Origin of the sequence: Streptomyces genisteinicus, from assembly GCF_014489615.1 — a bacterium.
GTDB lineage: Bacteria > Actinomycetota > Actinomycetes > Streptomycetales > Streptomycetaceae > Streptomyces > Streptomyces genisteinicus.
On the sequence record NZ_CP060825.1, the window covers coordinates 6,684,605 to 6,709,438 of the forward strand.

Sequence of the window (24,834 nt, forward strand, 5' to 3'; positions counted from 1 at the left end):
AGCGCTTACTCGGGGGGTGTGGGGGACTGCGGTCCGTGACGCCTCGGGCGGCGCGGCTCCGCGGTGCGGCGGGCGTCAGCCCGCGTAGGGATCGGGCACCTGGCCCGGCCTGGCCAGGAAGGTGAAGTCGCAGCCGGTGTCCGCCTGCGTGACGTACTCGCTGTACAGCGATCCGTACCCGCGCTCGTAGCGGACGGGCGGCTCGGTCCACTCGGCCCGGCGCCGGTCCAGCTCCTCGTCCGGCACCTCCAGGTGCAGCGACCGCGCCTCGACGTCCAGCGTGATCAGGTCACCGGTGCGCACCAGCGCCAGCGGTCCGCCGACGTACGACTCGGGGGCCACGTGCAGCACGCAGGTGCCGTAACTCGTGCCGCTCATCCGGGCGTCGGAGATGCGCACCATGTCCCGCACCCCCTGCTTGAGGAGATGGTCGGGGATCGGCAGCATCCCGTACTCCGGCATACCCGGTCCGCCCTTGGGGCCGGCGTTCTGCAGGACGAGGACGTGCTCCGCCGTGATGCCGAGCTCCGGGTCGTTGATGGTCCGCTGCATGGTGCGGTAGTCGGGGAAGACGACCGCGGGACCGGTGTGCTTGAGCAGATGCGGCTCGGCCGCGATGTGCTTGATCACCGCCCCGTCCGGGCAGAGGTTGCCGCGGAGCACCGCCACGCCGCCCTCCGCCGCCACCGGGTTGTCGCGCAGGCGGATCACGTCGTCGTTGTGGACCAGCACACCGTCCAGCTGCTCGCGCAGCGTCGCGTGCGCGACCGTGGGCCGGTCCAGGTGCAGCAGATCGGGGATCCGCGACAGGAACCCCGGCAGTCCGCCGGCGAAGTGGAAGTCCTCCATCAGGTGAGGACCCCCGCCGGGGCGGACGTTCGCCAGCACCGGGACCTCGCGCGCCAGCCGGTCGAAGTCGTCGAGCGTCAGCGACACCCCCGCCCGGCCCGCCATCGCGATCAGGTGGATGACGGCGTTGGTCGAGCCGCCGAGCCCGAGCACCGTGGTGACCGCGTCCTCGAACGCCTCGCGCGTCAGGATTTGCGACAGCGTCAGACCCTCGCGGATCACGTCCACGATCCGCCGCCCGGAGGCAGCGGCCATCCGGTCGTGGCCCGAGTCCACCGCCGGGATCGACGACGCACCCGGCATCGTCACCCCGAGCACCTCGGCCGCCGCCGTCAGCGTGGACGCCGTCCCCATCGTCATGCAGTGGCCGGGGGAGCGGGCCAGGCCGCTCTCCAGCTCGCCCATCTCGCAGTCACCGATCAGACCGGCCCGCTTGTCGTCCCAGTACTTCCACATGTCGGTACCGGAACCGAGCGTCTCGCCCCGCCAGTGACCCGGCAGCATCGGACCGGCCGGCACGAACACCGCCGGCAGGTCCGCGCTCGCCGCGCCCATCAGCAGCGCGGGCGTCGACTTGTCGCAGCCGCCGAGCAGCACCGCCCCGTCCACCGGGTAGGAGCGGAGCAGCTCCTCCGTCTCCATCGCCAGCATGTTGCGGTAGAGCATCGGCGTCGGCTTCTGGAACGTCTCCGACAGCGTCGAGACGGGGAACTCCAGCGGGAACCCGCCCGCCTGCCACACGCCCCGCTTGACCGCCTGCGCCCGGTCCCGCAGGTGCACATGGCACGGGTTGATGTCGGACCAGGTGTTCAGGACCGCGACCACCGGCTTGCCCAGGTGCTCCTCGGGCAGGTAGCCGAGCTGCCGGGTGCGCGCACGGTGCGAGAACGACCGCAGCCCGTCCGTCCCCCACCACTGGTGGCTGCGCAGCTCCTCCGGACCGCGGCTCATATGCCCCACCCCGCCACCAGCTCGGCGACCCGCGGCCGCTGCTGCTTCGGCAGCGCCCGGCTCGGCGGGCGGATGTCGCGGCGGCACAGCCCGAGCGCGGCCAGGGCCTCCTTCACCACCGTGACGTTGTCGGCGGACTGGTGCGCCGCCCGCAGGTCCTCCAGCGGCCGGATCTGCTCCCAGACCTTCATGGCGCCCCGCAGGTCACCGGCGCGCAGCGCGGCCAGCATCTCCAGCGAGACCGCCGGGGCGACGTTGACCAGCCCCGAGGTGAAACCGGTGGCACCGCCCGCGAAGTAGGAGGGCGCGTACAGCTCGGCGAGGCCGGCGACCCACACGAAACGCTCCAGGCCGGCGTCACGGGCGAACGCGGCGAAGTGGGCGGCGTCCGGAACGGCGTACTTGACGCCGATCACGTTCGGGCACGCCTCGCCCAGCTCCGCCATCCGGCTGCCCGCGAGGGAGGCGTTGCGGATGTAGGGGACGATGCCCAGCCCGGGAACCGCGTCCGCGATGGCGCGGTGGTAGTCGACCCAGCCGGCCTGCGACACATAGGGGTGCACCGGCTGGTGCACCATCAGCATCTGCGCGCCGGCGTCCCGTGCGTGCTCCGCCGAGGCGATCGCCGTCGGCAGGTCCAGCCCGACCCCGACCAGGATCACGGCCCGGCCGCCCGCCTCGTCGATGGTCAGCTCGGTGACCGCGCGGCGCTCCTGCGGGTCCAGGGCGTAGTACTCGCCGGTGTTGCCGTTCGGCGTCAGGGTGCGCACCCCGCCGTCGATCAGCCGGCGGATCAGCGCCCGGTGCGCGCCCTCGTCCACGGTGCCGTCCGCCGCGAAGGGGGTGACGGGAATCGCCACCACATCCGCGAGCGCGTCGCGCAGGGCCTGGAAGTCTGTGGCCGTCATGCCTGGTTCTCCTCGTCGTTCAGGGGAAAGGCGCGCAGGACGAACGACGCGATGTGGTCGTACAGCGCGGCCACCGCGGCGTCGGTGTCGCCGGCCTCGGCGAGCCGCAGGATCTCGCGGTGCTCGTCCGCCTCCCGGTGCCAGGAGGGATCGGCCGCCCAGGCCACCGTCGACACCAGCGCCGCCTGGTCGCGGACCTCGTCGAGCATCCGGGCCAGCAGCGGGTTGCCGCACGGTACGTACAGCGCCCGGTGGAACTCGCGGTTGGCCAGGGAGCGTTCCGCCTGGTCCGCTGCCGCGTCCGCGCTCACCAGAGCGGCACGCGCCGCTTCCAGGGAGGCCCCGCGGGTGATCGAGCGGCGCAGCGCCTCGGGCTCCAGCAGCAGCCTCACGTCGTAGACTTCGCGGGCCATGTCCGCGTCGACCATGCGCACCGTGGCGCCCTTGTACTGGCTCATCACCACGAGACCCGTGCCCGCGAGCGTCTTGAGGGCTTCGCGCACCGGTGTCTTGGACACTCCGAAGCGTGCCGCCAGCTCGGTCTCGACCAGCGCCTGCCCGGGGCTCAGACCGCCGGTGAGTATGTCGTGTTTGATCGCCTCCAGCACGTACTGGGTACGTGAGGGGATCGGGCTGGGCGCGAAAGCCATCGTCACTCTCAGATCTCGTGTATCGCGTCTCATATATGACGTACGAAGTGCAACGCGCTGAACGTAGAGCCGTGTTCGCGTGACGTCAATGCTTCACGCAGGATTCGTGAGGAAGTCCGTTTTATGGTGGTGAAGCGCTTCGACAAAGTATGGAGAAGGCGTTGACCAGGGGCGATGAAGGGCCCACTATGAAGCGCGGAAGCGCTTCCGCCCCGTCCGTATACGTCTTGAGGACCAGGATGAAGTTCACCGACGGCTTCTGGCTGATGCGCGAGGGCACCCGTGCCTCGTACGCCACCGAAGTACGCGATCTGCACACCGGCGACGGCCGCATCACGGCCTACGCCTCCGTCGCACCCGTACGCACCCGCGGCGACACCCTCAACGCGCCCCTCGTCACCGTCGAATGCTTCTCGCCCGCCGAGGGGGTCATCGGCATCCGGACGGTACACCACGCCGGCAAGGCGCACCGCGGCCCCGACTTCGCACTCGACACCACCGGCGGCGGCCACGCCTCGGTCCACCGCGACGACACCGGCGCCGAACTCGTCAGCGGCCCGCTCACCCTCCGCATCGACACCGCCGGCCGCTTCGCCCTCCGCTTCCTCGACGCCGACGGCCGGCTCCTCACCGAGGCCGGCCGCAAGGGCACCGCCTTCGTCACCACCCCCGACGGCGCCCACCACATGGCCGCCCAGCTCGCCCTCGGCGTCGGCGAGCACATCTACGGCCTCGGGGAACGCTTCACCCCCTTCGTCCGCAACGGCCAGACCGTCGACATCTGGCAGGCCGACGGCGGCACCAGCAGCGAACAGGCCTACAAGAACATCCCGTTCCACCTCTCCTCCCGCGGCTACGGCGTCTTCGTCAACCACCCTGGCAAGGTGTCCTACGAGATCGGCAGCGAATCCGTCGGCCAGGTCCAGTTCAGCGTCGAGGACCAGGAACTCGAGTACTACGTCGTCGCAGGGCCCACCCCCAAGGACGTCCTCACCCGCTACACCGCGCTCACCGGACGCCCCGCCCTGCCCCCCGCCTGGTCGTTCGGCCTCTGGCTCACCACCTCCTTCACCACCTCCTACGACGAGGCCACCGTCACCTCCTTCACCGACGGCATGGCCGAACGCGGCATCCCGCTCTCCGTCTTCCACTTCGACTGCTTCTGGATGCGCGAGTACCAGTGGACCGACCTGGCCTGGGACCCCGAGACCTTCCCCGACCCCGCCGGCATGCTCGGCCGCCTCCGCGACCGCGGCCTGCGCGTCAGCATGTGGATCAACCCCTACATCGCACAGAAGTCGCCCCTCTTCGCCGAGGCCATGGCCCTCGGCCACCTGGTGCGCCGGCCCGGCGGCGACATCTGGCAGTGGGACCTCTGGCAGCCCGGCATGGCCCTCGTCGACTTCACCAGCCCCGAGGCCCGCACCTGGTACCAGGGCAAGCTCAAGACCCTCCTCGACCAGGGCGTCGACTGCTTCAAGACCGACTTCGGCGAACGCATCCCCACCGACGTCGTCTGGCACGACGGCTCCGACCCCGAACGGATGCACAACTACTACACCCACCTGTACAACGCCGCCGTCTTCGAACTCCTGGAGAAGGAACGCGGCCCCGGCGAAGCCGTCCTCTTCGCCCGCTCCGCCACCGCCGGCGGACAGCAGTTCCCCGTCCACTGGGGAGGCGACTGCTGGGCCTCCTTCGGCGCCATGGCCGAGTCCCTGCGCGGCGGGCTCTCCCTGTCCCTCAGCGGCTTCGGCTTCTGGAGCCACGACATCGGCGGCTTCGAAGGCACCCCCGACCCCGACGTCTTCAAGCGCTGGCTCGCCTTCGGCCTGCTCTCCTCCCACAGCCGCCTGCACGGCAGCGACTCCTACCGGGTGCCGTGGGAGTTCGGGGAGGAGGCCGTCGACGTGGCGCGTCAGTTCACCGAGCTGAAGCACCGCCTCATGCCCTACCTCTACGGGACGGCCGTCGAGGCGAGGGACACGGGCGTGCCGGTGATGCGTCCCATGGTGCTGGAGTTCCCCGGGGACCCCGCGTGCCGCACACTCGACCGCCAGTACATGCTCGGACCGGACCTGCTGGTCGCCCCCGTCTTCACTGCCGACGGGACCGTCGAGGTGTACGTCCCCGAGGGGGAGTGGACCCATCTCCTCACCGGGGAGACCGTGCGGGGGCCGGGCTGGCGCGAGGAGTCCTACGGGTTCGACGGGCTGCCGCTCTACCTGAGGCCCGGGGCGGTGCTGCCGCTCGGAGCGGAGACCGGGCGCCCGGACGGGGACTGGCTCGACGGGCTCACCCTCCTCGTCGGCGCCGCGCCCGCGGCCGGCGCCGCGCCGGTCACGGTGGTGGTGCCGGGGGCCCGCGGGGAGCGGGCCGCCGCGTTCACCGTGGCCTGGTCCCCCGACGCGGTGACCGCCCACGCGGACGGCACGGACCGCCCGTTCCGCCTCCGCGAGGCGGCTTCCGCTGCGGCTTCCGCTGCGGGGAGCGGTGCGGGGAGCGTTGCGCGGGAGGGCGGGGCCGGGGTGGGGGTGGTGAGGCTGGAGCGCTGAGGGGGGGGTCCGCGCGGGGGGCGGTGCGTTGTGGGGTGCGGTGTCCCCGGGTGCGGGTGCACGTTTGGGTGCGGGTGTGTGGGTGGCGCACCCACGCTGCGCGCGGGGGCCTTGCCGGGGCGGGGGCGGTTTCCGCGTGTGCGGGTGCACGTTTGGGTGCGGGTGTGTGGGTGGCGCACCCACGCTGCGCGCGGGTTGTCCTCAGGCGCCGGACGGGCTTGGGTGCGGGGTGGGGCTTGCGCCCTGTGTGCGGGCGGGGGTGGTGCACCCCCGCTGCGCGCGGGTGTCCTCAAGCGCCGGACGGGCTTGGGTTGCACGGCGCTGGTCCGGTGCGTGGGGTCGGAGTTGCGGGTCCCTCCGGAGGCTAGAGCGCCCGCTCGCCCCAGACGTGACCCGCCCTAGCCTGAGGACCGTCGGCCGCTTACGCCTCCTGCGCGCCCCGTGTCCGCGGTGGACGTACCGGCCCGCCGGTGGGGGAGGCGGTGCCTGCGTCCGGAGGTCGGTGGTCGTGAGCACAGGGACGGAGAGACGATGACTTTCGGTGGAGGGAACCCGGAGCCCGGGATGCGCCCGGCGGCGCCTGCTGCTGTGGACGCGGGCCGGCTGGACTCCGTGAAACGTGTTTCGGAGCAGGTGCACACCGCAGGGCGGATAAGGGACCTGGGGGAGACCGTGCAGTTCAGTTGGCCTGGGGTGTACTTCGAGGGCCGCTTCCGCGGGACCTGCCTCGGGGTGGTACTCGACTGCGCGGCGGCCGACTACGACGTCCAGGTCGACGGGACCACCGTCGCCACGCTGGTCACACCCGGTGACACCACGCACTGGATCAACGGTCTGCGGGACGGCGAGCACACGGTCCGGGTCGTCAAGCGCAACGACACCCCGGGGGAGACCAGCACGTTCGGAGGCTTCGTCGCCGCGCCCGGGGGCGCCGTACTGAGCAAGCCGGCGCCCCGGGACCGCCAGATCGAGTTCATCGGGGATTCCATCACAGTGGGCTACGGCAACATGTCGGGCACCTGTGACTGCAATCCGGAGCAGGTCAAGCGGCACACCAACAGCGACATGAGCCACGGCGCCCTCACCGCCCGGCAGTTGGACGCCGATTACCAGATCAACGACTTCTCCGGCCTCGGGATGGTGCGTAACGTCGCCGGCATCATGCCGCACGTCACGTACCGGACCTACTACGACCGCGCCCTGCTGAACGTGGAGGGCGACGTCTGGCAGAACCCGGGGGCGTGGCGCCCTCATGTCGTGGTGGTCAACCTCGGCTCCAACGACTTCACCGACCTCACCCCGAATGAACCGTGGACCCCCGACAGCCTCGCGGCCGCCTATCGCACCGCCTACGGCGAGTTCCTCCGGACACTGCGGACGCGCTACGGTGCCGGCTCCACCCTCGTGGCCGTCGGCTTCGACAGAAACGCCGAGCATGTTCGACAGGTGGTCGAAGCGCGCAACGACGCCGGCGACAGCGGCGTCCGCTACTGGTTCCTCGATCAGTCGGGACTGGACTTCCTCGGATGTGACGGGCACACCTCGGCTCACGACGACCGGGTGATCGCCGACCGGCTCGCCCCGTTCCTCAGGAGCCTGCCGACGGGATGGTGAGGGAGATTTGATCACCCGGGTCGAGGCAGTTCGGGCGAAGGTCACGGGGTCCGCTGTGGGACAAGCTCACCGGCAGCGGCAAACCTCTTGCCCTCGCGGGAGAGCAAGGCTCAAGACCTGTGGATCGGCCCCGGGTTGGACGTGAAGAGGCGTACCTTCCCGAGTGACCGACTGATGGTCACCGAGTAGACCCGCGCGGCGAACGCGGGTCGGGAAGGCACGCCCGTGCTCGGCGCAGTCAACGATCCGGACCAAGGTCACCCGCGCCGGCAGTCCAGCTGCAGCCCGGCCATGGTCTTCAAGGCCGTCGAGTCCGCACAGGCCCGCCGGCGGGCGGTCCACGCTCCTCATCTCGTCGAGCCCGGTTCGAGGGCGGTCTCCGAGTCGGACGCTCCGAGATCCTCGCGGCGTGATCGAAGCCGCGAAGATCTCGGAGCGACCGTCAGGCGTGGGACTACTGCACGCGGGTCTGCTGCGGGGTATGAGTGCGCAGGGCTTCTGTGAACCACGTGAACACCGGTGCCAGGCTGGGCGGGGTGGGCCATCCGTTGATGACGGAGAGCAGATGCCAGTAGCGTTCCGCGCGGGGGTCGCCGGCGATATCCAGGCGAGTCAGCAGCCAGTGGCGCAGTTCGGCGTCGTCGGCGCGGCCGAAGGTTTGCGCGTAACGAGCGGTGAGGGTGTCGATGATGGCTGCGGCCTCGGCGGAGGCCGGGTCGATGCCTGCATCGAGCGCGTGGCCGACGCTGTCGCGGACGGTCTCGGTGAGGTCGTGGTGCAAGCCGGTGACGTCGCCCTGGGCGCGCTCGGCTGCCTGGTACTCCGCCATGCGGCGGACAGCGGCGCGGAAGTCGGGGTCCTGGGTGAGTTCGGCGAGTTCCGCCCAGGCGTCGACCTGATCAGGTTCGGGGTCGTCCGGAAGTTCGGGCATGGCCGAGCGCATCATGTCGACGAAGTCGGCGTTGGCGTCGAACCCGCCGAAGGTGTCGTCGATGAAGTCGGTGATGAGGCGACGGCGTTCGTCGTCGGAGAGCTTGGCAAGCTTGTGCATGAGGTCCATTTCCTCGGGGGTGGAGTCCCGCTTGGCCACCGCTCGCAGCACCGCGCGCCGCAGTCGCAGAGTGCGGATCTGCACATCCAGAGCGTCGGCGTGTGCGGCCGCGACCTCGGGCACCGAAACCTCGCGGTCCAGCACCTGCCGGATGACAGCAAGGTCGAGCCCCAGGTCACGCAGGGTGCGCACCAGATCCAGACGCGCCAGTGCGCCGATGTCGTAGAGACGGTAGCCAGCCGGGCTGCGGTCCGTCGGCGGCACGATTCCGATGTCGGAGTAGAACCGAATGGTCTTGACAGTCAGCCCGGTCCGCCGGGCCAGGGCCCCAATCGTGAAGAGCGTGTCGCCGTCCATGCCTGCACCTTCGTGTCTCCCCCCACGGGAGACTCAAGCCCAGTCTTACCGCTGGTGCTTACACCCACTGGTTCGCCAATCCACACGTCTTGACAGCGACTCCTCGGGCAGCGTGATCGCCTTGGGACCCCCGCCCTTGTGCCTCGCCACGGCGCCTCGAAGCCGTCGTCGTCAACGATGTGGATCACGATTGCGGACCCGGTCCTGATCGACCTGCTTCGCCATCAGAACGGCGGCGAGATCGCCGACGACTGGAATGCCTTCCCCACCAGCAAGCGGACTTCGTGGACCGCCGACCACGTCCCCTTCGACAGGCCCGGACAACGGCCTTCGGCCGGCTCATCGCCGCAGGCCCCACATCGATTCCCCCGAGGCGAGCGCCGCCTGGCGCAGTACTAGCTAAGGGCTGTCCCGCAAATGCGGCCATGCTCTGACCTGAGGCCGGCTCGATAGGGTCAGGAGCACAGCCGATGGAAGAGGGCCGTTCGATGGCGACGTACGACCAGCTGACCGAGTGGGCCGGTCTGGGGCGTGTCACGCGAGCCGGACGGGACGTGGTGGCCGACTGGCGGATCCCGGACTCCGCGAAGGCGCAGCTTGTCGAGGTGGGCATCCCGGTAGCTCCGCGCCTCATTGAACGAGTCGTGATGCAGAGCGAGGCTGAGCCGTCCCTGCACACGTCCCGGGGCCCGCTCTACCGTCTCACCGAGCAGGCGGACCCTGATGAGCCGGCCGAGCAGTCATCGTTCGGCGTCGAGCCGGAGACCGGGGCGGTCTACTTCGTCATGCCAGACGGGGAGGCATGGTTCGCCAATTCGGGTGTCGGCGTGTGGCTCGACGTCCTTCACCACTACGGCAGCCGCGTCACAGCCTCTGAGCTTCTCACCGAGCCTGACGGTCCCGAGGAGTACTTCTCTGAGGAGGAGGAGGAGGAGCGGGCTTTCGCCGAGCTGAACCGGCTGTCCGAGGAGCTGAAGGAGATCGACCCGGCGGCCTTCAGCGGCTACGAGGGGTTTCTGTGGCCAGGGCTCCTGGACCGCTGGCTCTACTGACCTCGGTCGGCAGGTCCAGGGCCCGTAGGTCTGGACCGTGCAGGGATGCCATGGCTGAGATGATCTTCATGTGGGGGCTGTGATCACGGCGTCGGAGCCGTCATGGATAGCGCCGTACTCCGGGCTGAGTCCGAAGCAGTTCGGGAAACTGATCACCATGCTGCGGCGCGAAGGCCCGCCCCTCGTTCGCAGGGGCCGTCCGTGGAGTCTGCCGCTGGAGGACCGGGAGTTGCTGGTTGCCGCGTACTGGCGAACGAACCTGACCTTGCGGCAGCTGGCTCCCTTGTTCGGGATCTCGAAGTCGGCCGCGGGCCGGATCGTGAGCCAGCTTGGGCCCCTGTTCGCGCTGCGGCTGCGGAGCCGTTTCCGCAGAGACACGGTGCTGATCGTGGACGGCACCCTGGTGCCGACACGGGACCACAGTGTGGCGGAGCAGTTCAAGAACTACCGCTATTCCACCAACCACCAGGTCGTCATCGATTCCGACTCACGCCTTGTCGTCTCCGTCGGACGGCCCGTGCCCGGAAGCCGCAACGACTGCAAGGCGTGGGAACTGTCGGGAGCCAAGAGCTCGGTCGGCAACACCGCTGTGATTGCCGACGGCGGCTACCGCGGCACCGGTCTCATCATCCCGCACCGCCGAGAACCCGGCCAGAGCGAGCTGCCGGCCTGGAAGGAAGCCCACAACACCTCCCACCGGAAAGTCCGTGCCCGAGCCGAGCACACCTTCGCCCGCATGAAGACTGGAAGATCCTCCGCGACTGCCGTCTGAAAGGCGACGGCGTCCACCACGCCAAGTTGGGTATTGCCCAGCTGCACAATCTTGCACTGACCCGGTGAGCGAGTGGGCTCAGCCCGGCTCGGTCGCGCCGGAGCCCGCCGGCTTCGGGGGCCTCTGGTGCCCGCAATCCAGCCGCTTACCGTCAGCGTCAGTCACTGTGTACTCCAGGACGACCTTGGTCGGGTCACCGTCCTCATAGAGCCACACCGTGATGCCCTCCTGGCAGACAGCGATAGAGAAGCAGACATCGATCCCCGCGTCCTCCGGAGCGACCGCGAAGACCTCCCCGGGCTTCAGCCAGTAGTCCTCACCGTACGGTTCGACAAAGAGCCAGAGGTCACTGGCGCCCGCATTCTCCACAGGTAGCCAGCTGCGTCCCACGCGTCCCCCAGGCCCGTTGCTTCATGCATGAACCTCTACACGCTATCCACCCAGCCGCGCCAGCGCCTTGGCGGCCCTTACCCCACCGCCCAGCCTTAGGAAGGAACGACCTGCTCCCTCCCGCTTCTGAGGTCGAAATAGGTGACAGCCCAGTCCTGCCCGAGCTCTTTTGCGACTGCTCGCGAGATGTCCGCGCCGGTCTCCGCGAACTCATCCTCGGCTTGAGGAGAGGGAAAGTCTGAAGAAGCAGGATCGTCCCACTGGAGAATCGCGTCGAACTCGGCGGCCCAGGCCGTGAGGCGTTTCACCAGGTCGGTTGTCAGCCCCAGCCTTGTGTCCTCAGGGGCGATGTTGTCGATCTCGTCGGGAAGCCACAGCGGGAAGCAACCGTAGTCCGCCATCACTTTGAGGCGATTCTTCATGCCCTGATCCTCCCGAGTCGGCTCCCGCGACATGTTCATTACTTTCGGTCCGGACGGCAGCTTTGTGGTTCTGTCCGGACGAAAGGTAGCGCACCGGTCGGTGCCACCACTGGCCGTCCTCCGGCTGAGGGCTCCGCGGCACCGGACGGTACAATCACGCCCATGCGCCTCTGAACGTGAAGTCCCTCATGCCCGGCAGCCCGCCGCACCCGTACAGCCGATCCCGCGGCTACGGGGCCGCGGTCCGCCCGAGACCGGCATGTCCGTGACCCGCGCAGGCGCGCCCCCTCCTCACGCCTCCCGGCGCACAGCCCCGCTCTTCGGCTGACCCCTGTACGCACGAGACCCCCGGTCTTCTTCCTGGCCACAACACAGCAAGGAAGCCCCGTGTTCGAACAGCTCGCGGCCGTCAACGCCTGCCCCGCCCTCTACGCCACCACCACGACCCCCGAGCTCTGGAGCGATCCCCACATCTCCGGGAAGATGCTCGCCGCCCACCTCGACCCGAACCTCGATCTGTCGTCGTACCGGACCGCCTACGTGGAGCAGGCGGTGGCCTGGATGATCGACTCCTTCGGCATCGGCGAGGGCGTGCGCGTCGCCGACTTCGGCTGCGGTCCCGGCCTGTACACCACCCGCCTCGCCCGCACGGGGGCCGAGGTCACCGGACTGGACCTCTCGACCCGGTCACTCGACCACGCCCGGTCACTCGCCGCGCACGACGGCCTTCCCGTCCGCCACCTGCTCCGGAACTACCTCACCTACCGCGAAGCGACGCGCTACGACCTGATCATCATGATCATGCGCGACTACTGCGCCCTGGCACCCGACGGCCGCGCCGCACTGCTCCGCACCGTCCGCGAACACCTCGCCCCCGGCGGCTCCTTCGTCTTCGACGTCGATTCCGCCGCGGCCTTCGCCGGAGTCACGGAGCAGGCCTCCTACGCGCCCGCCCTGATGGACGGCTTCTGGTCCGACCAGCCCTACTTCGGCTTCCACAACACCTTTCGCTATGAACACGAGCGGGTCTCCCTCGACACGTTCGCGATCGTGGAAGCCGAGCGCCAGCGCGTCTTCTTCAACTGGGTCCGCTACTTCACCCCGGAGGAACTGACCGCCGAGCTCGTCGCCGCCGGCTTCACCGGCGTGCGTATCCTCGGCGACCTCACCGGCGCGCCGTACGACGACAGGGCGCCGCACTTCACCGCCTGCGCCTCGCCCCGTCCGGCCGGTGCGTTCGCCGCGGACACGGGGCGCGCAGGAGGCGTAAGCGCCCGACGGTCGTCGAGCTAGGGGCAGTCAAGTCTGGGGCGAGCGGGCGCTCTAGCCTCCGGAGGGACCCGCAACTTTCGTCCTGCGGTGCGGACCCGGTTCGGGCAACTCAAGCCCGTCCGGCGCTTGAGGACACCCGCGCGCAGCGGGGGTGCACCACCCCCGCCCGCACAAAAGGAAACATGCCCGACCGGGCAACAAAGCCTGTCCGGCGTCTGAGGACAACCCGCGCGCAGCGTGGGTGCGCCACCCACACACCCGCACCCGAACGCAACGCCCGCCCCCGCGGAAACCGCCCCCGCCCCGGCAAGGCCCCCCCCGCGCGAAAGGGGCGCCGGGCCAACGGCCCGACGCCCCCCGCGCACCCCGGAGGGCTACGGCACGAGCTTCAGGAGGCGGTTCGGGGAACCGCTGCCCGGGTTGGTGACGACGCCCGTGGTCGCCCCGGCGACCAGCGCCGCGGAGACCTGGGCCGGGGTCGCCGAGGTGTGCCCGGCGAGGTAGACCGCGGCGGCACCCGCGACGTGCGGCGACGCCATCGAGGTGCCGGAGATGGTGTTCGTCGCGGTGTCGCTCGTGTGCCACCCGGCGGTGATCGACGAGCCCGGGGCGAAGAGGTCGAGCACCGAGCCGTAGTTGGAGTAGCTCGCCCTCGCGTCCGTGCTGGTGGTCGCGCCGACGGTGATCGCCTCCGTGACGCGGGCCGGGGAGTACGAGGAGGCGTTCGCGTTGCTGTTGCCGGCCGCGACCGCGTACGTCACCCCGCTGGCTATGGAGCGCCGCACGGCGGCGTCCAGGGTGGTGGAGGCGCCGCCGCCGAGGGACATGTTGGCGACGGAGGGGCCGGAGTGGTTGGCGGTCACCCAGTCGACACCGGCGATGACGCCGGCGATCGTCCCGGAGCCCGCGTTGTTGAGCACCCGGACGCCCACGATCTTCGCCTTCTTGGCGACGCCGTAGGTCGTGCCCGCGATGGTGGTGGCCACGTGGGTGCCGTGGCCGTTGCCGTCCTGGGCGACGTTGTCGTTGTCGACGGCGTCGTAGCCGTTGAACGCCCGGCCGCTGATCTGGGAGTGGGTGATGCGCACGCCGGTGTCGATGACGTACGCGGTCACTCCGCTGCCCGCGGTGTCCGGGTAGGTGTAGGTGCCGGACAGCGGCAGGGACGTCTGGTCGATGCGGTCGAGGCCCCAGGGCGCGTTCGTCTGGGTGGCGTTCACCCGGACGGTCTGGTCCTGCTCGACGGAGGCGACGGCCGGGTCGGCCGCCAGTCTGCGGGCCTCGGCGGCCGACAGTTCGGCGGTGAAGCCGTTCAGCGCGTGGCGGAACGTCTTCTTCACCGTGCCGCCGTACTCCTTGGCGAGCGCCTTGGCGTTCGCGGCGGACGCGGTGAAGCCCGCGTCCCCGGCGAGGGTGACGATGTAGCTGTCCTTGACGGCTGTGGGGGAGCCGGCGGCGAGGACGGTGCCCTCGGCCGGGGCGGCCTGGGCGGGGAGTGCGGTGAGCCCGGTGACGAGGGCCGCTGCCGTCAGGGTGGTGACGGCAGCGGTGCGGGCCTTCTTGCTGCGCAGTGGTGCCATGGCGAGTGAGCCTCCTCTGGGCAGCGCACGCCGTGTGCGGCGCGTGCTGTGGGGGGGTGCACGCGGGGTCGCGTGCACGGCGCCGGACGCTGGAGTGCGGCGTCCGGGCCTGGCTTCGAGACTCGATCACGAACGGCGGTGTTTCAAGGGAGTTGACGGACAGTCAATAAATTTGGCATGTACGCGCAACAAATACCGTCGTCCGTCAGCCGCGAGGGACGAAATCCAGACGGGCGAGCCGCACCGTGCCCCGCAGGACGACCCGCAGATCGTGCGTCCCGGCGGGCACCGACGCCGGCGCGGTCACCGTGACGTACGCGTACGGACCCCCGGTCGCGGGGACGGTCACCGAGGCCACCCGCTCCCCGCCGTCGAGGCGGACCTCCACCGTGCCCTCCCCGGAGGCCTCGACCGTCACCGCGTCCGCCCCGCCCGCGAGGTCGCATCGGCGGTAGAGCAGGCCGCACTCCGCCCCTTCGGGGGCCACCGCGTCGCCGTGGGTCCGGGTGCGGTCGACGAGGACCGTGCCCGACTGCTCGTCCCAGTCGGCCGCCTCCAGGCCGGTGACGAGCGCGGGGCGCGGCGCGGAGGCCGATCCGGCGACCTCCACCGCGGTGCGCAGCCGGACGTCCGTGCTGGACGCCGCCGCGAGGATCTCGTAGCGCCCCGGCTCGACGGTCCAGCGTCCGTGGGCCACGTCCCAGTGGCCGAGGACGTCCACGGGGATGTCGAACGCCACCTGGCGGGACTCGCCGGGCGCGAGGTGGAACCGCTCGTGCGCGGCGAGTTCGGCGGCGGGGCGCGGCACGCCGGCCCCGGTGGCGCTGACGTAGACCTGCGCCACCTCGTCCGAGGCGCGCGTCCCGCTGTTGGTGACGGTGAAGCGCACGTGGACGGAGCCGGCCGAGAGCTGCGCGGTCAGGTCTGTGTAGGCGAACCGGGTGTACGACAGGCCGTGGCCGAAGGGGAACAGGGGCTCCCCGGCGAAGTAGAGGTAGGTCTGCCGGCTGCCGATGACGTCGTAGTCCATCAGGTCGGCGAGGTCCGCGTCGTCGCGGTACCAGGTCTGGGGGAGGCGTCCGGCGGGGGAGGCGTCGCCGGCGAGCACCCGGGCGAGCGCCGTGCCGGCGGCCTGGCCGCCGTGGGCGGTCCAGAGCACGGCGGGCAGCTCCGCGGCGGCCTCCGGCACGGCGTACGGGTAGGACGACGTGAGGACGAGCACCGTGTCGGGGTTGGCGCCGCGGGCGGCCCGCCAGAGGCGTTCCTGGTGCGGGGGGAGGGCGAGGGTGCGGCGGTCCTCGGTCTCGCGTCCGTTGATGTGCGGGTCGTTGCCCGCGACCACCACGACCACGTCGGCCGCCGCGGCGGCCCGTGCCACCGCGTCCTCGCCGCGCTCCTCGTACACGACCGTGAAGGTCTCCCCCTCGGCGGCAACCTTCACGCCGTCGGCGGCGACATGGACGTGGAGCCCGGTGGCGATGTGCTGGAGGAGGTGTGCGCCGTGACCGTTTCCTGCCGGTACCAGCCGGAACGTCTCCTGGACCACCCAGCCGCCCGGCTGGTCCGCGGAGGCGCGCACGAAGCCGTCGTCGGCGACCGAGAGGTACCGCCCGTCGGGGGCGCGCAGGGTGAGCACCCCGTGGCCCCAGTCGGTCACGGCGAACACGGTGCCGTCCGGGTCGCCCGGGTCGGTGAGCGTCAGCGGCGGCAGGTCGGTCCGGCCGGCCAGCAGCGCCGGGTCGAGCGCGCCGTCGGCGCCGCGCGCCAGGTCGGCGGCGTCGCTCTCGGGCACCCTGAGCAGGCCCCCGGAGGCGGCGCGCAGCCGTACCCGGTCGGTGCCCTCCGCGTACTCGACGGCGCCGAAGCGTTCGCGCAGTCCGTCGAGCGGGGAGCTGCGGTGCAGCAGGCTGCCGCTGTACCAGTCGAGCTTGCACTCGTCGGCGAGCAGGCCGACGACCGCGATCCGGGCGCCGTCGGGCAGCGGCAGCAGCGGCCCGTCGGCGCGCGGCTCGTTGCGCAGCAGGACGATCGCCTGTTCGGCGGCCTCCCGTGCCAGCTCCCGGTGCGCGGGCGTGTCGTAGGCGGTGTCGTGCGCGTGCGGGTCGTCGTCGAACTCGCCCAGCGCGAAGCGGACGGTGAGCAGCCGGCGCACGGCCCGGTCGACGTCCTCCTGGTCGAGGAGCCCCTGGGCGAGCGCCCCGCGCAGTCGGGCGCCCATCACCGAGCCGTCGGTGCCGTGGTCGGTGAAGGAGTCCACGCCCGCGCGCAGGGCGGCCGCCGTCGACTCCTCGTGGGTGGCGAAGTACTTCTCGGAGTCGACGAGGTTGGAGGGCGCCCCGGCGTCGGAGCAGACCAGCAGTTCGCGGTCGGTCCAGGCCCGCAGGTGTTCGCGGAGCCAGGGGGAGAGGTGGTTGGGGCGTCCGTTGACGAGGTTGTACGCGGGCATCACGCCGGCGACCGCGCCGGCCTCGACCGCGCCCCGGAAGGCCCGCAGGTCGTACTCGTGCAGGACGCGGGGGCGGACGGAGGCGGAGGACACGTCCCGGTCGGTCTCGTTGTTGTGGGCGAGCCAGTGCTTGAGGACCGGCGCGGTGCGCCAGTGCACGGGGTGGTCGCCGCGCAGCCCCCGGGTGTAGGCGACGGCGATGGCGGAGGTGAGGTGCGGGTCCTCGGAGTAGCCCTCCTCGTTGCGGCCCCACAGCGGGTTGCGCAGCAGGTTGACGGTCGGCGCCCAGACGTTGAGGCCGACCCGGTCGTCCTTGGCGCGCATGGCCCGGACCTCCCGGGAGACGGCTTCGCCGATCCTGCGGACCAGTTCCGGGTTCCAGGTGGCGCCCAGGCCCACGGCCTGGGGGAAGACGGTGGCCGGACCCATCCAGGCGACCCCGTGGAGGGCCTCCTGCCCGGTCCGGAAGGGCCCGACGCCGAGCCGTTCGACGGCCGGGGCGAACTGGTGGAGCATCGCGATCCGTTCGTCGGCCGTCAGCCGCGCGAGCAGGTCGTCGACGCGTCGGCCGGCGGCCGACTGCGGGTCACGGAAGAGCGGCGGCCGGTCAGCTGTCACGGACGGAACCCCTTGCCAGGTGGAGAGCGATGTCGGTTGAAGCGCTTCGATGCTCTGGTGGGCCCACGGCCGGTGTCAAGCACCGTTCCGCTGCCGGACAGGTGTCGGGGCGGTCGGGGCCAACAGGCGCAAGGGGGGCGAAAGATCCGAGGAATATCGGTTCCCGCCCTTGCCCGGCGGGGGGCGTTCACTTAACCTCGCAGCAACATCGAAGCGCTTCGACGAATCTTCGGAAGCCCTCGGTCATGACGGCGGTACGGACCGCTCGTCCAGGCGCCAGTCCTGAACCGCCCGCGTCCGCACCGCAGTAGCTCTCGCACCACCACAGACACCGCAGCCGACCGGCGGACGCGATCCGCCGGGTGTCCTGGCGCGTACCACAGGCATGAAGGGTTGACGCAATGACGCCGAACGCCACCGACGTGGGCATTCCGGCCACCAGCCGCAGAACGTTCCTGTCCTCCACCGCCGTCGCGGCCGTCGCCGTGGCCGGCGGGATGCCGCTGCTCGCCGCGTGCGGCGGTGCGGAGAACAAGAAGAACGAGGGCACGACCAGCGGGAAGGACGCGCAGAAGATCCTTCCCACGTTCGCCGCCCGGGCCGTCGTCACCCCCGACATCCCGTCCAAGAACGGCTCCGCCGCCGGCTTCACCACCGCGATCGCCACCGCGCAGCTGCAGACCTCGGTCGCCGCCAAGAAGGGCAAGGGCAGCGAGCTCACCGCCATGGCGCCCTTCTGGGGTCCGCCGCCGGCCCCGGACAACCCGTACTACAAGGCCATGAACGAGGCCATCGGCGTCAAGGTCACCTGGCAGAACCAGGACGGCAACACCTACGCCGACAAGCTCGGCGCCGTCCTCGCGGGCAGCGCGATCCCCGACCTCGTCGTCGTCCCCGGCTGGAACCTCAACGGCAAGATCCCCGGCGCGATCAACGCCAAGTTCGAGGACCTCGGCCCCTACCTCTCCGGCGACAAGGTCAAGGCGTACCCGAACCTCGCCGCCATCCCGACCGACGCCTGGCAGCGCTCCATCTTCGGCGGCAGGCTCCGCGGACTGCCGATGCCGGCCTCGTACGTCACCAACATCGCGCCCTTCTACCGCGCCGACCTCTTCGAGGCGAAGGGCTGGCAGCCGCCGAAGAGCGCCGACGAGTTCATGGCCCTCGCCAAGGAGATCACCGACGCCAAGGCGAAGGTGTGGGCCTGCGACGACATGCGCTGGACCGCCTACAACATGTTCGGCGTGCTCAACGGCGGCGAGAAGCCGCTCGCCTGGAACCTCGTCGACGGAAAGCTGATCCACCGCATCGAGACGCCCGAGTACCTCGAGGCGCTGGAGTGGGTGCGCAAGCTGTTCGAGGCGGGCGTCGTCCACCCCGACGCGCGCGCCGACAACCAGGGCGACGCCGGGGACCGCTTCACCTCCGGCCAGATCCTCATGTACAACAACGACGTCTCCCACTGGTACCAGAAGACCGTCGAGCAGGTCGGCCAGAACCCCGACTTCGCCATGGCCGCCATGGACATCCCCGGCCACGACGGCCAGGCCCCGACCCTGTGGGCCACCAACCCGGCGAACATCTGGGCCTTCGTGAAGAAGGGCACCCCCAAGGCGGCCGTCGAGGACATCCTCGCCATGGCCGACTTCACCTCCGCCCCGTACGGCACCAAGGAGCGCATGCTCACCGAGTACGGCGTCGAGGGCACCCACTACACCGTCGAGAACGGCCTGCCGACCAAGACCGACGCCGGGAACAACCAGGTCTCCAACGCCTGGGGCTTCATGGCCAGCCCGGCCCCCTACATCGCCCACCCCGACCAGCCCGAGGTCACCAAGGCGATGATCGAGTGGCAGCAGCGGATGGGCGCCCTCACCAAGAAGTCCTCCTTCTACGGACTCACCATCACCGAGCCCAACCAGTGGACGAACCTGGCCAACGACTTCGAGCAGCTGGAGAAGGACATCGTCCGCGGCCGCAAGAAGATCGCCGACATGCAGCAGGCCGTCTCGGAGTGGAAGACCAAGGGCGGCGACGAGCTCCGCGATTGGTACAAGAAGATCCTCGACACCTCGGCCCCCGCGGCGGGCTGATCCATGGCGCACGACATCGCGCCGGGCCCCGCCCCGGCCGACAGCACACCGCAGCCGGGCCCGGTCTCCGACCGGGCCCGGCCCGCCGGGCTCCGCAAGCGGGCGGGCGGCGGGCCCGAGAAGGGCAGGGCCGCGAAGGCGGGGAGGATCCCGCTCGGCAGGCGGCTGCGCCGCGACCGCACCCTGCTCCTGATGACACTCCCCGCGGTCCTCCTGCTCGTCGTCTTCAACTACGTGCCGATCCTCGGCAACGTCATCGCCTTCCAGGAGTACGACCCGTACGTCTCCACCAACGGCATCACCGCGATGGCCAACAGCCCCTGGGTGGGCATGGCCCAGTTCGAACGGGTCTTCGGCGACCCGGACTTCTGGCACGCGGTCGAGAACACGTTCGTGCTGTTCTTCCTCCAGCTCGTGCTCTACTTCCCCATCCCGATCGCGCTCGCCCTGCTGGTGAACAGCCTGCTGCGGCCGGGGGTGCGGGCCGTCGTCCAGGCGGTGCTCTACCTGCCCCACTTCTTCTCCTGGGTGCTCGTCATCACCGTCTTCCAGCAGATCCTCGGCGGCGCCGGCATCATCGCCCAGGAACTGCGGCAGCACGGCTACGAGGGCTTCGACCTCATGACCAACCCCGAAGCCTTCAAGTTCCTCGTCACCTTCGAGGGGATCTGGAAGGACGCCGGCTGGGGCCTGATCGTCTTCCTCGCCGCGCTGGCCGCCGTCAACCACGACCTCTACGAGGCCGCCGCCATGGACGGCGCGGGCCGCTGGCGCCGCATGTGGCACATCACCCTGCCCGCGCTGCGGCCCGTCATCGCCCTGCTGCTGGTGCTCCGCGTCGGCGACGCGCTCACCGTCGGCTTCGAGCAGCTCCTGCTGCAACGCGACGCCGTGGGACCGGGCGCCTCCGAGGTCCTCGACACCTTCGTGTGGTGGACCGGTATCCGCAACCAGGACTTCAGCTACGCGGCCGCCGCCGGACTCGTCAAGGGCGTCGTCGGCCTGGTGCTCGTGCTGGCCGCCAACAAGACCGCCCACCTCATGGGCGAGCAGGGGGTGTACCGCAAGTGACCGCCGTCATCGACCGGCCCGCGCCGAGCCGCGGACCGCGCCGGCCCGGCCGGTTCGCCGCCCCGCCGCGCCCCGTCTGGGAGGAGCCGCCCAGCAAGGCGGGCAGCGCGGCCAAGGGCACCGTCATCGTCCTCGCCTGCCTGGCCGTCCTCGTCCCGCTCTGGATCATCGTCGTCACCAGCCTGTCCAGCAAGGAGACGATCACCGAGGCGGGCGGCCTGGTGATCTTCCCGAAGGACATCACCTTCGTCGCCTACCAGGAGCTGCTCAGCGGCGGGCAGGTCACCCGCGCGGCGCTGGTCAGCGTCGGGGTCACGGTGACCGGCACCCTGTTCTCCATGGTCGTGTCGGTGCTGTGCGCCTACGGGCTGTCCCGGCCGGGCTCGGTCGGACACCGCCTCATCCTGATGACCCTCATGGTGACGATGTTCTTCGGCGCCGGGCTCATCCCCACCTATCTGCTGGTGCAGACCCTCGGGCTGACCGACACCTACCTCGCGCTGATCCTGCCCGGAGCGGTGAGCGTCTTCAACATCCTCGTGCTGCGCGGCTTCTTCATGGGCATCTCCTCCGAACTCGTCGACAGCGCCCGCATCGACGGCGCCGGCGACTGGCGCATCCTGTGGCAGATCGTGCTGCCGCTCTCCCGGGCCGTCGTCGCCGTCATCACCCTCTTCTACGCGGTCGGCTACTGGAGTGCCTGGTTCAACGCCTCCATCTACCTCACCGACCAGCAGATGATGCCGCTCCAGAACGTGCTCATCCAGCTGGTGCAGAAGCAGGAGATCCCCGTCGGCCTCAACATGGCCGTCCGCGCGGGCGACCTCTCCGGCACTGCCATCCAGATGGCCGTCATGGTGCTGGCCCTGCTGCCCGTCGCCGTGCTGTCGCCGTTCGTCCAGAAACACTTCAAGAAGGGCATGCTCACCGGCGCGGTCAAGGGCTGAGCCCCCGTCCCCCGACGAGCTGTGAGGTACGCCATGAGCACACCCGGCACACCGCCGACCCTCGCGGACGCCACCCGCGGCCGCATCCTGTTCGGCGGCGACTACAACCCCGAACAGTGGCCCCAGGAGGTCTGGGAGGAGGACGTCCGGCTGATGAAGGAGGCCGGCGTCACCTCCGTCACCGTCGGTGTCTTCTCCTGGGCCCGTATCGAACCACGCCCCGGGGTGCGGGACTTCGGCTGGCTCGACCGGCTCATGGACCTCCTGCACACCCACGGCATCGGGGTCGTGCTCGCCACCCCGACCGCCTCCCCGCCGCCGTGGCTCGGCCGCCTCCACCCCGGGACGCTGCCCGTCGACGAGGACGGCCGCACCGAGTGGTGGGGCTCGCGCCAGCACTTCGCACCCGCCAGCCCCGACTACCGGCGCGCGGCCGCAGCCATCGCCGAGGCGGTCGCCGCACGGTACGCGGACCACCCCGCGCTGCTCATGTGGCACATCAACAACGAGTACTGCACCTACGACTACGGGGACGACGCGGCGCGCGCCTTCCGGGGCTGGCTCACCGACCGCTACGGCACACCCGGCGCGCTCAACGACGCCTGGGGCAGCGCCTTCTGGGGACAGAGCTACGACACCTTCGACGAGATCCTGCCACCGCGCCGCGCCCACTACCTGCGCAACCCCGCGCAGATCCTCGACTTCCGGCGCTTCTCGTCCGACATGCTCCTGGAGTGCTTCCGCGCCGAACGCGACATCGTGCGCCGCCACGCCCCCGGCATCCCCGTGACCACCAACTTCATGCCGCTCTTCTTCGGCCAGGACGCCTGGGAGTGGTCCCGCCACGAGGACGTCGTCTCCGTCGACACCTACCCCGACCCCGCCGACCCGCACGCCGGGCAGTACCAGGCCATGATCGCCGACATGACCCGCTCGCAGGCCGGCGGACCCTGGATGCTGATGGAGCAGGCCGCGGGCGCGGTGAGCTGGCGTGACGTCAACCGGCCCAAGCCCGAGGGCCTCAACCGGCTCTGGTCGCTCCAGTCCGTGGCCCGTGGCGCCGACGCCGTCTGCTACTTCCAGTGGCGCCAGTCCCGGCAGGGGGCCGAGAAGTTCCACTCCGCGATGGTGTCCCACGCCGGTGAACGCGGCCGCGGCTTCCTGGAGACCAAACGGATCGGCGCCGACCTCGCCCGCATCGGACCGCGTGCCGCCGGCACGCGCCAGCGCGCCGAGGCGGTGATCCTGCACGACTGGCACGCCTGGTGGGGCTCCGCCCAGGAGGCCCGCCCCTCACGGCTCGTCGCCTACGAGGACGTCCTGCGCGCCTGGCACCGGGCCCTGTGGGAGGCGCACATCCCGGTGGACTTCGCCCACCCCGCACAGGACCTCGACGCCTACCGGCTCGTCGTCGTGCCGCAGCTGTACCTGCTCTCCGACGACGCGATCGACGCCCTGGTGGCCCGCGTCCGCGCCGGCGCCACCCTGGTGTGCGGCTTCCTCACCGGGATCGCCGACACCGACGACCGCGTCCGCCCCGGCGGCATGGACGCACGGCTGCGCGAACTGCTCGGCATCGACGTCCTGCACGAGTGGTGGCCCCTCGCGGAGGGGGAGCGCGCCGACTGCGGCACGTTCCACGGCACGCTCTGGTCGGAGGAGATCCAGCCGGCGCCCGGCGCCCGAGCCGTCGCCTCGTACGCGTCGGGCGAGCTCGCCGGACTGCCCGCCGTCCTGCGGCACGGGAACGCCCGGTACGTCAGCACCCTGCCCGAGCCGGAGGCCCTGCGCGGCCTCCTCGAGGACGCCGCCCGCGAGGCGGGCGTGGCACCCGCCCTCGACGGGCTGCCCCTCCAGGTGGAGGCCGTGCGCCGCGGCCCGCTGCTCTTCGTCCTCAACCACGGACGCGACCCGGTGACCGTGCCCGTCCCCGGCACGCACCGCGACCTCCTGACGGACACCGAGGTACGGGAGGCCGTGCGCCTGCCCCGCTTCGGCGTCGCCGTCCTCGACCCGGTCTGACCCCGTCCGGCCCCGTGGACCCCGGCACCCGCCGGAGGGACCCGGTGGCGCCGCGCCCCTGACAGCGTGGCGCCACCGCCGTCCCCGGGACGGGGGAGGGCGGCGGCCGCGGCCCGCGGGCAGCCGGCCGCCCCGCCGGGGCGGACCGTCCCCCGCCGTCCCGGGGACGGCGCCGCCCGGACGAGCCCGTCAGACGCCCGCCGCCGGTGCCGGGCCCGAACTGTCACGGACCGTCAGGGACGGCGGCAGCAGCAGGACTTCGCCCGCCGGACGGCCGGCGAGCCGGGCCATCAGGGCCTCGACGGCCTGCCGGCCGAGTTCCTGTGCCGGGACGGCCACCGACGTGAGCCGCACGGACCCCTGCGTCGCCACCTCCTCGGGGCACACGGCGACCACCGACACGTCCTCGGGCACGGCACGCCCGCGCTGGCGCAGCACCGCCAGCAGCGGTTCGACCGCGGCCTCGTTCTGGACGACGAGACCGGTCGTGCCGGGCCGCTCGTCGAGGATGCGGGAGAGCACCGCCGACACCCCCTCGTAGCCGCCCTCGCAGGGCCGGTGGAGCATCCGCACGCCGAGCTGCCCGGCCCGCTCCCGGATTCCGGCGAGGGTGCGTTCGGCGAACCCGGTGCGCCGCTCGTAGACCGCGGCCGCCTCGCCGACGACGGCGATCTCCCGGTGCCCGAGGCCCGCCAGGTGCTCCACGCACACCGCGCCGGTGGCGTAGAAGTCCAGGTCCACACAGGTCAGTCCGGCCGCGTCGGCCGGAATCCCCACCAGGACGGACGGCCGGTCGACCGAGCGCAGCAGCTCCAGGCGCCGGTCGTCCAGCGCGACGTCCATGACGATCATGGCCTCGGCGAGGTTGCTGCCGACCACCCGCCGCACCGCGTCCGGCTCCTCCTCGCCCGTGAGCAGCAGGACGTCGTATCCGTGGGTGCGGGCGGCCCGCGCGACGGTGACGGCGATCTCCATCATCACCGGCACGTACAGCTCGGTGCGCAGCGGTACCATCAGGGCGATGATGTGCGACCTGCTGCCGGCCAGCGCGCGGGCGCCCGCGTGCGGGTGGTAGCCCAGTTCGCGGATGGACCGCCGCACCCGCTCCCGCGTCCCGGCGGAGATCGCGCGCTTCCCGCTGATGACGTAGCTCACGGTGCTGGCCGAGACTCCGGCGTGCCGGGCGACCTCGGCAAGGGTGACCATCCGCTCTC

Annotated in this window: 17 protein-coding genes and 1 pseudogene; 9 read left to right on the plus strand and 9 right to left on the minus strand. The window is 71.1% G+C overall.

The genetic code is table 11. The annotated features are described in order from the left end of the window. Positions 1 to 75: 75 nt before the first annotated feature. From araD to IAG43_RS28760, 3 genes are read right to left on the minus strand one after another with little or no spacing between them, the layout of a single operon-like run. Complete coding sequence (araD, locus tag IAG43_RS28750; protein ID WP_187743583.1) at positions 76 to 1,800, minus strand: L-arabinonate dehydratase; 1,725 nt, start codon at positions 1,798 to 1,800, stop codon at positions 76 to 78. Continuing rightward, entirely contained in the window at positions 1,797 to 2,708 is a 912-nt protein-coding gene (locus IAG43_RS28755; RefSeq protein ID WP_187743584.1) for a dihydrodipicolinate synthase family protein, read from the minus strand. Before IAG43_RS28755 ends, araD begins: the two co-directional genes overlap by 4 nt. After that, positions 2,705 to 3,358, minus strand: coding sequence for a GntR family transcriptional regulator (locus IAG43_RS28760; protein ID WP_187743585.1), 654 nt, complete (start codon positions 3,356 to 3,358; stop codon positions 2,705 to 2,707). Before IAG43_RS28760 ends, IAG43_RS28755 begins: the two co-directional genes overlap by 4 nt. A gap of 239 nt (positions 3,359 to 3,597) precedes the next feature. Here IAG43_RS28760 and yicI point away from each other — a divergent pair, with 239 nt between their 5' ends. Together yicI and IAG43_RS28770 are read left to right on the plus strand one after the other, a co-directional pair. Continuing rightward, entirely contained in the window at positions 3,598 to 5,913 is a 2,316-nt protein-coding gene (gene yicI / locus IAG43_RS28765; protein WP_187743586.1) for an alpha-xylosidase, read from the plus strand. A 612-nt stretch (positions 5,914 to 6,525) separates the two neighbouring features. Beyond that, positions 6,526 to 7,527, plus strand: coding sequence for an SGNH/GDSL hydrolase family protein (locus IAG43_RS28770; protein ID WP_187743587.1), 1,002 nt, complete (start codon positions 6,526 to 6,528; stop codon positions 7,525 to 7,527). 454 nt (positions 7,528 to 7,981) lie between these two features. Here the strand turns inward: IAG43_RS28770 and IAG43_RS28775 are convergent, their stop codons facing one another. Then, entirely contained in the window at positions 7,982 to 8,935 is a 954-nt protein-coding gene (locus IAG43_RS28775) for a MerR family transcriptional regulator (protein ID WP_187743588.1), read from the minus strand. Positions 8,936 to 9,423: 488 nt separating this feature from the next. On the opposite strand from IAG43_RS28775, the gene IAG43_RS28780 reads away from it, so the two are divergent. Continuing rightward, entirely contained in the window at positions 9,424 to 9,987 is a 564-nt protein-coding gene (locus tag IAG43_RS28780; protein ID WP_187743589.1) for an SUKH-4 family immunity protein, read from the plus strand. Positions 9,988 to 10,057: 70 nt separating this feature from the next. Further along, positions 10,058 to 10,827, plus strand: a pseudogene (locus IAG43_RS28785) (transposase). Between the two features lie 10 nt (positions 10,828 to 10,837). Here IAG43_RS28785 and IAG43_RS28790 read toward each other — a convergent pair. Next, on the minus strand, positions 10,838 to 11,149 hold the full coding sequence (locus IAG43_RS28790; protein ID WP_246574603.1) for a DUF2917 domain-containing protein: 312 nt from the start codon (positions 11,147 to 11,149) through the stop codon (positions 10,838 to 10,840). Positions 11,150 to 11,244: 95 nt separating this feature from the next. Beyond that, a complete protein-coding gene (locus IAG43_RS28795; RefSeq protein WP_187743590.1) occupies positions 11,245 to 11,571 on the minus strand; it encodes a hypothetical protein in 327 nt (108 codons plus the stop codon). A 387-nt stretch (positions 11,572 to 11,958) separates the two neighbouring features. On the opposite strand from IAG43_RS28795, the gene IAG43_RS28800 reads away from it, so the two are divergent. Further along, positions 11,959 to 12,864 (plus strand): SAM-dependent methyltransferase, encoded by a 906-nt coding sequence (locus IAG43_RS28800; protein ID WP_246574604.1) that lies wholly within the window; start codon positions 11,959 to 11,961, stop codon positions 12,862 to 12,864. A 353-nt stretch (positions 12,865 to 13,217) separates the two neighbouring features. On the opposite strand, the gene IAG43_RS28805 is transcribed toward IAG43_RS28800, so the two are convergent. Next, positions 13,218 to 14,423: a S8 family peptidase gene (locus IAG43_RS28805; protein ID WP_187743591.1), complete on the minus strand. Its 1,206-nt coding sequence runs from the start codon at positions 14,421 to 14,423 to the stop codon at positions 13,218 to 13,220. A gap of 205 nt (positions 14,424 to 14,628) precedes the next feature. Further along, complete coding sequence (locus tag IAG43_RS28810) at positions 14,629 to 17,487, minus strand: glycoside hydrolase family 3 protein (RefSeq protein WP_187743592.1); 2,859 nt, start codon at positions 17,485 to 17,487, stop codon at positions 14,629 to 14,631. Positions 17,488 to 17,888: 401 nt separating this feature from the next. Between IAG43_RS28810 and IAG43_RS28815 the strand changes: the two genes are divergently transcribed. From IAG43_RS28815 to IAG43_RS28830, 4 genes are read left to right on the plus strand one after another with little or no spacing between them, the layout of a single operon-like run. Continuing rightward, positions 17,889 to 19,580, plus strand: coding sequence for an extracellular solute-binding protein (locus IAG43_RS28815; RefSeq protein WP_187743593.1), 1,692 nt, complete (start codon positions 17,889 to 17,891; stop codon positions 19,578 to 19,580). Between the two features lie 3 nt (positions 19,581 to 19,583). Further along, positions 19,584 to 20,651, plus strand: coding sequence for an ABC transporter permease (locus IAG43_RS28820; protein ID WP_187743594.1), 1,068 nt, complete (start codon positions 19,584 to 19,586; stop codon positions 20,649 to 20,651). Beyond that, on the plus strand, positions 20,648 to 21,598 hold the full coding sequence (locus IAG43_RS28825) for a carbohydrate ABC transporter permease (RefSeq protein ID WP_187743595.1): 951 nt from the start codon (positions 20,648 to 20,650) through the stop codon (positions 21,596 to 21,598). The genes IAG43_RS28820 and IAG43_RS28825 overlap by 4 nt, the downstream gene beginning before the upstream one ends. 33 nt (positions 21,599 to 21,631) lie before the next feature. After that, positions 21,632 to 23,620: a beta-galactosidase gene (locus tag IAG43_RS28830; protein WP_187743596.1), complete on the plus strand. Its 1,989-nt coding sequence runs from the start codon at positions 21,632 to 21,634 to the stop codon at positions 23,618 to 23,620. 189 nt (positions 23,621 to 23,809) lie between these two features. Here the strand turns inward: IAG43_RS28830 and IAG43_RS28835 are convergent, their stop codons facing one another. Further along, positions 23,810 to 24,826 (minus strand): LacI family DNA-binding transcriptional regulator, encoded by a 1,017-nt coding sequence (locus IAG43_RS28835; RefSeq protein WP_187743597.1) that lies wholly within the window; start codon positions 24,824 to 24,826, stop codon positions 23,810 to 23,812. Positions 24,827 to 24,834: the final 8 nt, after the last annotated feature.

Coding starts and splice junctions, on each gene's coding strand:
- IAG43_RS28820 (WP_187743594.1), top strand. CDS start 19,584: ATGGCGCACGACATCGCGCCGGGCCCCGCCCCGGCCGACAGCACACCG.
- IAG43_RS28755 (WP_187743584.1), bottom strand. CDS start 2,708: ATGACGGCCACAGACTTCCAGGCCCTGCGCGACGCGCTCGCGGATGTG.
- IAG43_RS28805 (WP_187743591.1), bottom strand. CDS start 14,423: ATGGCACCACTGCGCAGCAAGAAGGCCCGCACCGCTGCCGTCACCACC.
- yicI (WP_187743586.1), top strand. CDS start 3,598: ATGAAGTTCACCGACGGCTTCTGGCTGATGCGCGAGGGCACCCGTGCC.
- araD (WP_187743583.1), bottom strand. CDS start 1,800: ATGAGCCGCGGTCCGGAGGAGCTGCGCAGCCACCAGTGGTGGGGGACG.
- IAG43_RS28795 (WP_187743590.1), bottom strand. CDS start 11,571: ATGAAGAATCGCCTCAAAGTGATGGCGGACTACGGTTGCTTCCCGCTG.
- IAG43_RS28760 (WP_187743585.1), bottom strand. CDS start 3,358: ATGGCTTTCGCGCCCAGCCCGATCCCCTCACGTACCCAGTACGTGCTG.
- IAG43_RS28815 (WP_187743593.1), top strand. CDS start 17,889: ATGACGCCGAACGCCACCGACGTGGGCATTCCGGCCACCAGCCGCAGA.
- IAG43_RS28830 (WP_187743596.1), top strand. CDS start 21,632: ATGAGCACACCCGGCACACCGCCGACCCTCGCGGACGCCACCCGCGGC.
- IAG43_RS28775 (WP_187743588.1), bottom strand. CDS start 8,935: ATGGACGGCGACACGCTCTTCACGATTGGGGCCCTGGCCCGGCGGACC.
- IAG43_RS28780 (WP_187743589.1), top strand. CDS start 9,424: ATGGCGACGTACGACCAGCTGACCGAGTGGGCCGGTCTGGGGCGTGTC.
- IAG43_RS28835 (WP_187743597.1), bottom strand. CDS start 24,826: ATGGTCACCCTTGCCGAGGTCGCCCGGCACGCCGGAGTCTCGGCCAGC.